This is a genomic window from Bythopirellula goksoeyrii, from assembly GCF_008065115.1.
Lineage (GTDB): Bacteria > Planctomycetota > Planctomycetia > Pirellulales > Lacipirellulaceae > Bythopirellula > Bythopirellula goksoeyrii.
Genome location: NZ_CP042913.1, coordinates 6003865 through 6016589, shown reverse-complemented (window position 1 = coordinate 6016589; position 12725 = coordinate 6003865). Strand labels below are relative to the sequence as shown.

General features: G+C 53.3%; 9 protein-coding genes. 4 read left to right on the top strand and 5 right to left on the bottom strand.

The annotated features are described in order from the left end of the window. Positions 1-33: 33 nt before the first annotated feature. The 5 genes from Pr1d_RS23785 to Pr1d_RS23770 form a co-directional block, all read right to left on the bottom strand. Positions 34-1635 (bottom strand): arylsulfatase, encoded by a 1602-nt coding sequence (locus tag Pr1d_RS23785; protein ID WP_148075859.1) that lies wholly within the window; start codon positions 1633-1635, stop codon positions 34-36. A gap of 109 nt (positions 1636-1744) precedes the next feature. Then, complete coding sequence (locus Pr1d_RS26550; protein WP_261343804.1) at positions 1745-1867, bottom strand: hypothetical protein; 123 nt, start codon at positions 1865-1867, stop codon at positions 1745-1747. A gap of 69 nt (positions 1868-1936) precedes the next feature. Further along, on the bottom strand, positions 1937-3544 hold the full coding sequence (locus tag Pr1d_RS23780) for an arylsulfatase (protein WP_148075858.1): 1608 nt from the start codon (positions 3542-3544) through the stop codon (positions 1937-1939). Between the two features lie 178 nt (positions 3545-3722). Beyond that, positions 3723-3950, bottom strand: a complete 228-nt coding sequence (locus tag Pr1d_RS23775) for a LapA family protein (protein WP_148075857.1) — start codon at positions 3948-3950, stop codon at positions 3723-3725. A gap of 143 nt (positions 3951-4093) precedes the next feature. After that, positions 4094-6445 (bottom strand): arylsulfatase, encoded by a 2352-nt coding sequence (locus Pr1d_RS23770; protein ID WP_148075856.1) that lies wholly within the window; start codon positions 6443-6445, stop codon positions 4094-4096. A gap of 458 nt (positions 6446-6903) precedes the next feature. Between Pr1d_RS23770 and Pr1d_RS23765 the strand changes: the two genes are divergently transcribed. Genes Pr1d_RS23765 through Pr1d_RS23750 form a run of 4 tightly spaced genes read left to right on the top strand, consistent with a single transcriptional unit; the run spans position 6904 to position 12689 of the window. After that, positions 6904-7950 (top strand): acetamidase/formamidase family protein, encoded by a 1047-nt coding sequence (locus tag Pr1d_RS23765; protein ID WP_210417819.1) that lies wholly within the window; start codon positions 6904-6906, stop codon positions 7948-7950. A 26-nt stretch (positions 7951-7976) separates the two neighbouring features. Then, positions 7977-9755, top strand: coding sequence for an N-acetylglutaminylglutamine amidotransferase (locus Pr1d_RS23760; protein ID WP_148075855.1), 1779 nt, complete (start codon positions 7977-7979; stop codon positions 9753-9755). 60 nt (positions 9756-9815) lie between these two features. After that, positions 9816-11483, top strand: a complete 1668-nt coding sequence (ngg, locus tag Pr1d_RS23755; protein WP_148075854.1) for an N-acetylglutaminylglutamine synthetase — start codon at positions 9816-9818, stop codon at positions 11481-11483. 24 nt (positions 11484-11507) lie between these two features. Beyond that, positions 11508-12689 (top strand): osmoprotectant NAGGN system M42 family peptidase, encoded by a 1182-nt coding sequence (locus Pr1d_RS23750; protein WP_148075853.1) that lies wholly within the window; start codon positions 11508-11510, stop codon positions 12687-12689. The last annotated feature ends 36 nt before the right edge of the window (positions 12690-12725 follow it).

The window sequence follows — 12725 nt, the reverse complement described above, 5'->3', positions numbered from 1 at the left end:
ATTTAGACCCTTAAGCATGTAGGAGTGATTCGTTTAAAGACCAATACTCTTCGGTGGATACTTCTTGAAAGTAGCGCCGTGGGCTTTGAGCTTCGCGGTCACACTCGCCAGCCACGGATCGAGACGGTGACCCACGGTCATTTCTTCCTTGGGGTCGAGATACAGATTGAAGAACCAAGGCGACAGCCCCACATCTTGCACCGTTGCCAAATCGATGTGCATGTGCGGCGCCTGCGGCAGCACGACTTTTACGTGAACTTTGTACTCGTGCATCCGGCAGGCCATAAGTGTTGTCCCCCACCAAAAATACACCGCTTCGCGCTTGGAATGGCCATCATCACTTAGCAGAAAAGACGTCTGATCGACAAAGTCATAATAACGATCTGCCGGAAGTTTGTCGCTGCTCACGCCAGCGAGATTCATTGCAACGCCAAAAAGGTCCATCAAATCAAATAACTCGTCGCTTTCGCGACCGGCAGTGATCATCCCTTTCCAATACGCGATTCCCGGCACACGTACGCCACCTTCGAATGTGGTTCCTTTCGCACCGCGAAACGGCGTGTAACCGGCATCGGGCCAGCCATCCATTTGCGGGCCGTTGTCGGAAGTGAAGAACACGAGCGTATTTTCCAGCACGCCCGCTTTATCCAAAGCATCCACAATCTGACCGACCAGCCGATCCACTTCATGGACGGCATCCTTGTAGGGATACTTGGCTTCGCTCTCGCCCACATGATCGCTGTTGGGAAAGTTGTCGCAATGGACTTTCATGAAGCAATGTTCGAGAAAGAAAGGTTTATTTTGTTTAGCAAGCTGGGCGATTCGCTGTAAAGTATGCTCCGTCAACACTTGGTCGGCGTTGCCCATATCTTCAATCGATTTGATCTGGCTAATTTCTTTCGTTTCCCCACCTTTATGGCCTTCGATCAGATGATCGCCGGGGCCAATCGCCTCAAACGCGGCGAGCCGTTCGGAATTCAGCACCAGCCCAGGATAACGTCGCCCATCGACACGCTGCGAAATTTCCTTTTGCGCCGGGTAATAGCCATAAAACTCGTCGAAGCCCACATCGTGCGGTCGCATTCCCTCGGATTCGCCTACGTGCCATTTACCGGTGATCAGCGTCGTGTAACCCGCGTCGCTCAAAAGTTTGGCCAGGCTCACCTCATCTTCCCACGGATTCTGGGTAACCTTGTCGCCAGCCAGAATAGGCCGGGTGAGACCCGTGCGCATCGGCAGTCGGCCCGTGAGAATCGCCGAGCGCGTGGGCGTGCATGTCTGCTGAGCATAACACGACGTAAGTTTGAGTCCTTCCCGGGCCAGCCGGTCAATGTTCGGCGTAGATGCGCCCGCGAGTAAGCCACCGCCGTAACAACCCGGGTCGCCAAAGCCCATGTCGTCGACCACGAGCCAGACAATGTTAGGCTTCTTGCCGAATTTCTGTTCCATCGCGGCCAGCTTTGCGGCAACGGCCTTGTCTTGTTCCGGGCGCGGGATTGCCGGCTCACGATTGTCGGCGACTCGCACGGAGCGGTCGAAGGAAGCACCCGTTCTCGAGGAGGCTTCTTCAGCCCGAAGTGGAAGAACGAAACCTGGAACAGAAAATAACAGCAACACCAAGGAAAAAAGTCTCATAGTCAATTACTCCAGTTCAATCGTCACCACGCTGAGCTTGCCGGCGAAATCAAACGGCATGTCGTAGCCATCCATCATGGGTGTGCGGGAAGTCCTTGTCGAGGGGCAACTAATTCACAATCTCGAAATCAGGCAGCTGGAACGTCTTGTCGAAGACGGCAATCCGAGCGGCCGACGGCACATGGTCGGGCGATCCATCTGTGGTCACTCTCTCGACACAATCAATATTCATTTACCTTCTCCATAAAAAGGCCGCCGTCTCCGAAACGGAGACGGCGGCCCTGGTTTCCGAGTCACAGAATTACTTACTGCCGGCGTTCTCCTGGAGATTCTTCATTACCTCTTCGAGGTTGAAGGAATCGGCCTTTTGACGTGGCGGATACTCCTTAAACGTCTCCAGGAATTTTCCCACATAGGTCTGGGCCGGGACGAGCAGATAAATCCGCTGGAACAACCAGTCGTAGTACGTGTTCGAAGTGATGTCGGCACGCTCATACGGGTCAGTCCGGAGGTTGAAGAGTTTCGGCACACGGAGTGTGGTGAACGGCTCGGCCCATACCTGCAGTGTGCCTGGCACGCGTTGTTCCATGAACAGTAGCTTCCAATTGTCATAGCGCAGTGCTGCGACTTGTTGCTCGTCCGTGCAATAGAGGAATGACTCTCGCGGGCTCTTATCTGTTTCACCGGTGAGATACGGCATCAGATTGTACCCGTCGAGGTGGACCTTATAGTTCATGTCCCCGACCTGATAGCCCTTGAGCAGTTTCTGGGTAACGTTGGGGTCACCGGCCATGGCCAGTAGTGTGGGGAGCCAGTCGAGGTGCGAGACGATCCCATTAGCTATCGTTCCTGGTTTGATCTTGCCCGGCCACTTGACCATGCAGGGCACGCGATAAGCGCCTTCCCAGCTGGTATTCTTTTCGTTGCGGAACGGCGTCATGGCGCCATCCGGCCAAGTGTTCATGTGCGGGCCGTTGTCGGTTGAGTACATGACGAACGTATTGTCTTCGATGCCAGCATCTTTGATGGCCTTGAGTACCGTGCCAACATTCTTATCGTGGTCGATCATTACGTCGTGGTATTCACTTTGCCACCGCCCGGACTGGCCGATGCTCTCAGGCTTCGGATGGGTAAAGGCGTGCATGTGGGTGAAGTTCACCCAGATGAAAAATGGTTCGCCGGCTGCCGCTTCCCTTTTAATGAAGTCAGCCGAACGTTGGGCGATGTCGTCGTCGATCGTTTCCATCCGCTTGCGGGTCAGCGGGCCGGTGTCTTTGATCGTCTGTTTGCCTACTTTGCCAAACCGCGGATCAACGGTCTCGTCGTCCGTATCCGTTGCTTTACATTCGAGCACTCCGCGAGGGCCGAACTTCTTGCGGAATTCTGGATCCTTCGGATAGTCGACATGCTCGGGCTCCTCTTCGGCGTTCAGGTGATACAGGTTGCCATAGAATTCATCGAAGCCGTGGACTGTTGGCAGAAATTCGTTGCGGTCACCTAAATGATTTTTGCCGATCTGAGCGGTCGCATACCCTTGCGCCTTGAGCAGACTAGCGATGGTAGGATCTTCTTTCTGCATGCCCGCCTTGGCACCGGGCATGCCGACCTTCGTTAGTCCGGTGCGCATGCCGTGCTGACCGGTGATAAACGACGCGCGCCCGGCAGTACAGCTTTGCTCAGCGTAGTAGTCGGTGAACATCATCCCGTCTTCGGCAACGCTGTCAATGTTCGGCGTCTTATACCCCATCATTCCACGGGAGTAGGCGCTTACGTTTGACTGGCCAACATCGTCGCCCCAGATGATAACAATGTTTGGCTTTTTACCGGCGGTATTCTGCGCTGCGCATTGTTGTGAATGCGCCCCATAGAACGCAAACGAGGCAAACAGCAAACTCCATAGTAATCTCATGAGTAAACTCCTCTAAAGAACGTAAGATGTCGCTCGCCAGCCCAGCGCCAGCGAACTAATCAGTAGTTTTGAAAGTAAGTGTATAACATTCGAACGGGCAATGGCATAATGTTACTAGGGCTAATTCCAAGACTTCATATTCCAGCTCCTATAGCTCCCCAGTGCTTTCAGGAAAGTATCATTGGCTCGCATTTGCCGGGTTCGACCTAAAAAGCATCTTAAGAAAATCGAACAACCACGCCCCGGTGATCATCCCCAGAACGTAGGTTCCCACGATCACCATAAACTTGGGCACCGACATGGCCCAGGAAAGAAACTTGACGTTGATCACGTCCAGATTCTGAACTGCGAAAATGATCATGATCAACATAACCAGGAGGGCAAAGGCACCTTTGACGTAATGCATAGCAATTCCAGTTCAATTCAAATTAGGATTGAGATAAGGGGTCGGAAGTCATTTTCAATCAAAGACTCCCGACCCTTTTGATTTCTCTACTAGTTATTCTCCTTCAAAGGTGAAAATACGGCTTAAGAATTCGTGCGATTTCTTTAGTTCAAATCAATCGTCACAGCAGTAAGCTTCCCTTCGAACTTGAACGGCATGTCATAGCCTTCGGCGACTGGTGTCCCGGTGTCGAAGCCAAAGTCCATCGTTTCGTCGAGCGTCACGCGGTTAGGGATGCTCTTTTCAACTCTTCCTTCGCCTACTTTTTTGTCGTTGGCATAGAGCGTTACATTTGCGCCAGCAAATGGCTTGTCGGCATCCGTTACATAGACGGCCTTGAGCGTTACCTCGCCGGTGGGTATCGCTTCGGTTGACTTGACGGTGTACTGGTCCACGCCGACGAGGTTGTAATCGTAGACCAGTTTGCCGTCGAGTACATACAAACCATAACCAGCGAACCGCCCTCCCTGCGTGAAGAGCATCCCGTCAGCTCCCCCCTCGGGGACGACCACTTTGGCAGTGATGGTGTGACTGCGGTGCTTGAGGTCCGGCGCGGCACCCTCGGGTAGTCGAAGGAGGTTGGGATAGGTAAATGTCTTGCGCCCTTCCGTCAGGCTTGGTCGATTGGCGACATCAAGTCGTGCAGTCTTGCGACCATCGAGAGGCAGCACCTGATACTTGGCTGCCTCAGCGAAGAACAGTTTCACGAGCTCAGCGAGTTTCTCAGGATTCTTCTTGACAAGATCGGTGGCCTGCGAGAAATCTTCGTCGATGTGATAGAGCTCCCAAGGCATGTTGAGCAAGTCGATCGGCGGTGACTCGCTAGCCCAGGGAATCCCTCGAATCGCGCTGGCCATCCAGCCGTCGTGATAGATGCCTTGATTGCCAAGCATCTCAAAGTACTGTTTTGTGCGACGATCCTCCGCATCGGCATCGTCGAAGGTGTACATCATGCTGATCCCCTCAACCGGCTTCTGGGCCACGCCATTGAACTGGGCAGGCATTTCGACGCCCACCGCCTCGAGAATCGTCGGTGCGATGTCGATCACGTGGTGAAATTGATCGCGAATTTCGCCATGGGCTTTGATACGCTTCGGCCAAGAGACAGCCATGCCGTTGCGAGTTCCGCCGAAGTGGCTAGCAATCTGCTTGGTCCACTGGAAGGGCGTGTCCATGGCCCAGGCCCAAGCGGCAGGGAAATGGTTGTAGTGTTTTTCGCTGCCTAACGTTTTGAGCGAGGCGAGTTTCATTTCCAAAGGCTCAGGAATCGCGTTAAAGAAGGTCATTTCATTCAAGAGGCCATTGAGGCCGCCTTCGGCGCTGGATCCATTGTCGCCGGCGATGTAGAAGATCAGGGTATTGTCGAGTTCACCCATCTCTTCGATCGCATCGATGACACGGCCCGCCTCGTAGTCCGTGTGTGCCGTGAATGCTGCAAAGACCTCCATCATACGGGCGTAGATTTTGCGTTCGTTCTCGGGAAGCGAGTCCCAGGCAGGCAGTGACTCGGGGCGTGGCGTTAGCTTGGCATCTTGTGGCACGACCCCTAGTTTCTTTTGCCGGGCAAATGTCTCCTCGCGGTACTTGTCCCAGCCGCCGTCGAACTGACCTTTGAATTTATCAATCCAATCTGCGGGAACTTGATGCGGGGCGTGCGTAGCCCCGGTCGCAAAGTAGACAAAGAAGGGCCGCTGAGGAGCGACTGCCTTGCTGGCACGCATCATGCGAATCGCATGATCGGCGATGTCGGTCGTAAAGTGATAGGGTGAGCCATCCTCATTTGTCTCTGGTGGTTCGATCCGCTTCTTGTTCTCGACCAAGGCTGGGTGGAATTGATCGGTATCCCCACCCACAAAGCCGTAGAAATAGTCGAATCCGAGACCAGCAGACCAGCGATCGAAGGGACCGACTATGCTTGTCTCCCAGTCGGGCACATTGTGGTTCTTGCCAAACCAGGCATTCATATAACCATATTCGCGTAGTACCTCGGCAAACGTGGCGGCCGTGGCTGGAATGATGCCTGAGTAACCAGGGAAGCCCGTACCGGCTTCGCCAATAACACCACTCGCCACGGAATGGTGATTACGGCCGCATAATAAGGCTGCCCGCGTCGGCGAACAAAGCGCGGTGGTATGAAAACGATTATAGCGCAGGCCATTGTCGGCCACGCGATCAAGCGTTGGCGTAGGAACGGCTCCACCAAAGGTTCCCATTTGACCGAATCCGCAATCGTCTATGAGTACGATCAGAATATTCGGGGCGTCTTCGATTCCGAAGTTCTGGGGAATCTTGAGTTTCGGTTTGACGGCTTCTGAATCTTTGTAGGTCAACCCGATCTTACCAGCAAACGGCTCTTCGGGACGAGGCAGGACTTCGTCGGCGTAGGCTCCTGTGAACAATTGAATCGTTAGAAATGAAGCGAAGAAAGTGTCTGTAAGTACAATTCTTTTGAGCATCGCTGAAACTCATGTTTGGAATGGATAAGTTGACACGTACACTGGTGAGCTGAAAAACTAGGCTGGTGGGGTGCTTTCCTAAGAGAGAAGATATGAGCTAACCGATCGAGAGTCCCGCGGTTTAACCGTTGCCCCTGCTGCAATTTAACTTTATACCCTCTTTTGGAGGGGATTCAACGATGTATATGCGACTACCATTAAGAAAAGGTTGAGATAGCCCGACACCGATGACATTTTGTCATAGTTTTCACAACCCGAGATTCAGATCGGCCACCATGAGAGAATCGAGACGTTCTTGATGCATTGGAATCGCACTTCTGCGTTGCTTGCCAGTAATAAATTACAAGAGGAGAATAAGAGTGCCTATTCAAGAACCTCGTATCGGGCAGGAGTGCCCAATCTACGACGAGGTTCTTTGATAGGGTCTGATTCAAAATAATCTTCCGACCCTGACTCACATGATCCTGCCTTGTGCTGCACGTTCTCAACGGGTTGAAAAACTCGCGGATTATGCGACACTATACGCTTGCAATAGTTTCCAAGAGGCGGAGGAAGACCACAAGCGGATGCGGACTATTCGGCAGCCAGATGACGCTTATGTGTACACTCTCAGCGCTCTGCATCCGCCTATTGCTACGGTTGCCTGCCATGAAACCGTCTTGATCAAAACGGTTGATGCCTTCGAAGGTAAGTTGAATTCATCGGACGATTTGTACTCGCAAAAGTGCCCCGGTCCTCCCCGGGCGAATCCACAAACGGGGCCATTTGTTATCGAAGAGGCCGAGCCGGGTGACACGCTGGTGGTTCAGATCCACAACATCGAGCCGGCTGAATCGTTCGCGGTCACAGCCTTGATTCCTGAATTTGGGGGTCTAACCGGAACAAGCCTAACGGCAACGCTGGATGAACCCCTGCCTGAGAGTACTCGGATCCTGCCAATCGAGGACGGCGCGCTTCGGTTCAACGACACGATATCGCTTCCCCTGGAGCCATTTATCGGGACCTTAGGTACGGCTCCCGACCTTGAGGCAATTTCAAGCCTCGTGCCTGGCTATTGGGGAGGCAACATGGACTGTGTCGAAACCTGCGCGGGAAGCAGCGTTTGGTTGCCGGTTCGCAACGAAGGCGCGTACTTTTTTGTGGGGGATGCGCATGCCTGTCAAGGGGATGGCGAATTGACCGGCGTAGCCGCTGAAATGTCGGCACGCATCACATTGAGTTTTGCTCTGCTAAAGAATCGCAGGATCCATTGGCCTCGCATCGAGACGGACGAGTACCTCATGGCGGTTGGTAGTGCAAGGCCTTTGGAAGACGCGGCAAGAATCGCTTGGAAGGAGTTGATTTTTTGGCTCGAGGAAGATTACGGTTTCAACAAACTGGAAGCATATCAGTTGCTCGGTCTGGCAGGAAAGATGCGGCTTGGCAACATGGTTGACCCCAACTATTCCATGGTGGCGAAAATAGCGAAGCGCTGGCTACCCACCTCAAAAGCTGACAGTGATTAAATAAAAATAATAGGAGTTAGCAATCCGTGTGTGGCATTTGTGGTGAGATTCGATTTGACGAGACAACGGCCGACGTAGGCGCCGTCGGTCGTATGGCCGACAGCATGGTTCGTCGGGGCCCCGATGCCGATGGCATTGTTTCCCACGGTCGCGTGGCGTTTGGGCATCGGCGACTAAAGATTATCGATCTATCGGAAAACTCGCAACAGCCGATGGTCGACTCCCACCTCGGGCTTACGATTGCTTTCAACGGAGCGATCTACAACTACCCTGAACTCCGCAAACAACTCGAGCAGAAGGGCTACCAGTTTTTCAGCCACGGCGATACCGAAGTCATCCTAAAAGCTTATCACGCTTGGGGAACCAAGTGCGTCGATCACTTCAACGGGATGTTTGCCTTTGCGATTCATGAACGCGATAGTGGTAGAGTTGTGCTAGCGCGCGATCGACTGGGAATCAAACCACTGTACTACTCAGAGGCACCGGGGCGGCTGCGGTTTGCCTCGTCACTTCCTGCAATACTGGCCGCCGGAGACGTCGATACCTCGATCGATCCGATCGCGCTGAACTTCTATATGTCGTTTCACTCGGTCGTTCCTCCGCCGAGAACGATTCTATCGGGAATCAAAAAGCTCCCCCCCGCGACGATTGCCGTAGTCGAACCCGACGGCACGATGAAGTCGAGTCACTATTGGGATCTGGAATTCGGACAACGCCCTGATCAGGCAGGATATAGTTTCGAAGATTGGTGCGACGAAACTTTGGAAGTAATGCGACGGGCGGTGAAACGTCGCATGGTGGCCGACGTACCTGTGGGTGTGCTGCTCTCGGGGGGGCTCGATTCCAGTTTGGTGGTCGGTCTGCTCTGCGAAAACGACGGAGCGAATTTGGAGACATTTTCAATCGGTTTCGATTCCGTCGGTGACGAACTAGGCGATGAGTTTAAGTATTCGGACATCATTGTCGAGCGGTTTCAAACCAAGCATCACAAAATGTACATCGACACCAGCCGCACGTTGCCGGCATTGAGAGATTGCATTTGTCAGATGTCGGAGCCGATGGTCAGCCACGACAATGTTGGATTCTACTTGCTATCCCAAGAGGTCGCCAAATCGCTGAAGGTGGTCCAGAGCGGCCAGGGAGCCGACGAAATCTTCGCAGGCTATCATTGGTATCCTCCAATGCTCGACACAGACGATGCCTTTTCAACCTACCAAAAGTACTTCTTTGATCTCGACTACGAGAAATACAAACAAGTGATCCAGGAGCAATATCTTAGCGAAGATGCAGTGACTTCGTTTACCAGGGACCACTTCAACAAACCGGGCGCCGAACTCGCAATCGACAAAGCCCTGCGAATTGATACGCAGGTGATGCTAATTGACGATCCAGTCAAACGCGTCGACAATCACACGATGTCAGCCGGCTTGGAAGCTCGGGTGCCGTTTCTTGACCATGAAGTTGTCGAGTTCGCTGCGACAGTTCCTGCCGAGTTGAAGGTAAAAGACGGGGGGAAATACATTCTCAAGGAAGCAGCCCGCCGTGTGATTCCCGCGGAAGTAATCGATCGCCCGAAAGGCTATTTTCCTGTGCCGGCATTAAAATACCTTCGAGGACAATTTCTTGAAATGACGCGAGATGCACTGTCCACGCCCGCTGCGCGTCAGCGCGGACTTTTCAAACAAGACTATGTCGACCTCTTACTGGCCGACCCCGAAGCCCACATTACGCCGCTACGTGGTTCCAAGCTTTGGCAAATCGCGTTGCTGGAACTCTGGCTACAGGAGCACCTACCGGCGAGATGAGTGGAAAAACCGCAGCAAGTCGATTCTCTCCCGACCAACCCCGTTAATAGACGTATCGCTATGAGCAACCCAAGTACAACTATTGGTTCATTCGTCGATGTCGGGTGGGGCCGACTCATCTTCGCTCACACTTTTCCCGATCCGCAGTCGGTGGCAGATATTCTATTGCAGGAGCAGCTCAATCGAAGAGACATTGCGTTCTATGTGAATGACCCCCAGTTGGTGCTGCGCGTGGCCCCGCAGGATTTGTTTCTCGATCCATCGACCACCTATCGTTTGGATCTGAAAACATGGAAACGTCAGAGCCAAATCGACTCTCCTATCAGAGTTACCGGGGTCGAATCCAAGAAGGACATTGACGAGATCAATCGAATCTATAGTGCGAACGGTATGGTTCCCGTCGATACGGAAACGGTTTGGCAGAGTCGAGAGGACGATCGCTTCAAGTACTTCTTAGCCCGCCCCCAGGACTCTCAGGAGATTGTAGGGGTTTCTCTGGGAGTCGATCACACAAGCTGCTTTGACGACATGTTCAACAGTAGTAGCCTGTGGGCGTTGGCGGTCGACCCGCAGACGAAATATCCAGGGGTAGGTACTGAGCTTGTAAGCCATCTCGCCGATTTCTTTGCACAACGCGGACGCCACCTCATGGATCTCTCGGTACTGCAGGAGAGCGAAGCCGCGATTCGTTTGTATGAAGGGCTAGGCTTCGAGCGTGTGCCGGTATTTACCGTCAAGCGACGCAATCAGATCAACGAGCCGCTGTTCGTCGCTCAGGATGTTCAGGAAGGCTACAATCCCTATGCGATGATTATCATCGAAGAGGCTTTGCGACGTGGAATCATAGTTGAGCCTATTGATCCCCCTCGCGGTTATTTCCGCCTGGGCCACGGCAATCGACGAATAACCTGTCGTGAGTCATTGAGCGATCTTACTTCCTCAATCTCTATGAGTCGGTGTGCGGATAAGCAGCTTACGGCAGAGTTGCTTTCCAACGTCGGTCTTAGTGTGCCCGATCAGATAGCCTATACCAACGATCAAAAGGCTTCCGAGTTTTTGAAGGAGCACGGACGCGTGGTAGTGAAACCCTTGGAAGGAGAGCAAGGAATCGGTGTCGCTGTAGATCTGCAAGAACTGGAAGAAGTCCTGAAGGCCGTCAAAGCAGCAAGTGCCCATGCCGATACAGTTCTCTTAGAGCAGTTTGTCGCAGGCATCGATCTACGGATTATTGTAATCAACATGGAAGTGGTCGCCGCTGCGGTTCGCAAGCCCGCGGAGATCCTAGGCACCGGGCGGCACACGATCGCGCAATTGCTGGAGAAAGTCAGTCGCCGCCGTAAGGCCGCTACCGGAGGCGAGAGTCAGATTCCTCTTGACGAGGAAACGCTTCGTTGTATTCGCAGCGAAGGATTCGAATACAAGGACATCCTCCCCGAAGGAATGCCTTTGCAAGTCCGCCGCACTGCCAATCTCCACACGGGGGGAACCATTCACGATGTCACGCCTCAATTGAGCGACACTCTGCGCGAAGCTGCCGTGCGTGCAGCCATGACTTTGGAAATCCCCGTCGTGGGGCTAGATTTTCTTGTCCCCTCGGTGGAGGGTGAGCAATACTATATTATTGAGGCAAACGAACGTCCCGGGCTGGCTAATCACGAGCCTCAGCCAACGGCCGAACGGTTCATCGATTTACTGTTTCCTTACACCATTAATGATCCAAGCGGATAAACTCTGCGAATAGCACCCAACCCAATGAAGCATATCCCACTCGATAGCGAATACCTTCTTTCCAATTTGCTGGTTCTTCTAGGCATTCATAGCCCCACAGGTTACACGGACCCCATAGTTCGCTGCGTCTGCCAGATGCTTGATGAGCTCAATGTTGAATATGAGTTGACCCGGCGCGGTGCGATTCGTGCAACTCTCAGAGGAAAACAAGGGAGTCCCGACCGGGCGGTCGTCACGCATCTTGATACGATTGGCGCTATGGTAAGGGAACTGAAGGAGAACGGCCGCCTCGGGTTGGTCCCCGTCGGCACTTGGTCGGCTCGATTCGCCGAAGGAGGGCGTGTCTCCATCTTTACCGACGACCAGATCTATCGTGGGCAGGTCCTTCCACTCAAAGCATCCGGACATACGTTTAACCATGATGTCGATACACAGCCGGTCGGGTGGGACAATGTCGAACTTCGCGTAGACGAAAGGGCTTGCACGAAGGAGCAATTGTTGGATCTTGGAATCAACGTTGGCGATTTCGTGGGTTTCGACAGCTCTACCGAGGAATTTCCGAACGGTTATATCTGTGCCCGCCACCTCGATAATAAAGCAGGGGTCGCGGCGATTCTCACCGTGGCCAAGTACCTCGTTGACAACGAGATCGAACTACCCGTTGATTTGCATTTGCTGTTTACAATTTCCGAAGAGGTCGGCTCTGGTGCGTCTGCAGTGCTTCACGGCGATGTTGCAGAGATGATCACGGTCGACAATGGGACCACGGCACCTGGGCAAAGTTCGAGCGAGTATGGCGTAACGATCGGCATGGCCGACTCGAGCGGGCCGTTCGACTACCATCTGACGCACCATCTGATCCAACTTTGCCAGGCAAATGAAATTCAATTCAGGCGGGACATTCTGCGTTATTATCGTTGCGATAGCGCGTCGGCCTTAGAGGCGGGCAACGACATACGCACTGCACTGGTGACCTTCGGCGTCGATGGTTCCCATGGCTACGAGCGCACCAATACCGACTCGCTAATGAGTGTCGCGAATCTAATTGTGGCTTATGCAACCCAACGCCCACTCTACGCCTCGCAACGGGATTCGCTCTCCACCCTAGAAGATTTCCCCAAGACTCGTGATACCGACGTGGAGGGCATAAGATTTCTCCCGCCGAATCCTATTCAGCAAGTCGCCGAAAGCATCGAGGACGAGTGATGCTCTCGTGGCTCTGTTTGGAGGATAGCGACACTT

Excerpts from the sequence above, each read along its gene's own strand:
- Pr1d_RS23785 (WP_148075859.1), bottom strand. The coding sequence starts at position 1,635 with ATGAGACTTTTTTCCTTGGTGTTGCTGTTATTTTCTGTTCCAGGTTTC.
- Pr1d_RS26550 (WP_261343804.1), bottom strand. The coding sequence starts at position 1,867 with ATGAATATTGATTGTGTCGAGAGAGTGACCACAGATGGATCGCCCGAC.
- Pr1d_RS23780 (WP_148075858.1), bottom strand. The coding sequence starts at position 3,544 with ATGAGATTACTATGGAGTTTGCTGTTTGCCTCGTTTGCGTTCTATGGG.
- Pr1d_RS23775 (WP_148075857.1), bottom strand. The coding sequence starts at position 3,950 with ATGCATTACGTCAAAGGTGCCTTTGCCCTCCTGGTTATGTTGATCATG.
- Pr1d_RS23770 (WP_148075856.1), bottom strand. The coding sequence starts at position 6,445 with ATGCTCAAAAGAATTGTACTTACAGACACTTTCTTCGCTTCATTTCTA.
- Pr1d_RS23765 (WP_210417819.1), top strand. The coding sequence starts at position 6,904 with ATGATCCTGCCTTGTGCTGCACGTTCTCAACGGGTTGAAAAACTCGCG.
- ngg (WP_148075854.1), top strand. The coding sequence starts at position 9,816 with ATGAGCAACCCAAGTACAACTATTGGTTCATTCGTCGATGTCGGGTGG.
- Pr1d_RS23750 (WP_148075853.1), top strand. The coding sequence starts at position 11,508 with ATGAAGCATATCCCACTCGATAGCGAATACCTTCTTTCCAATTTGCTG.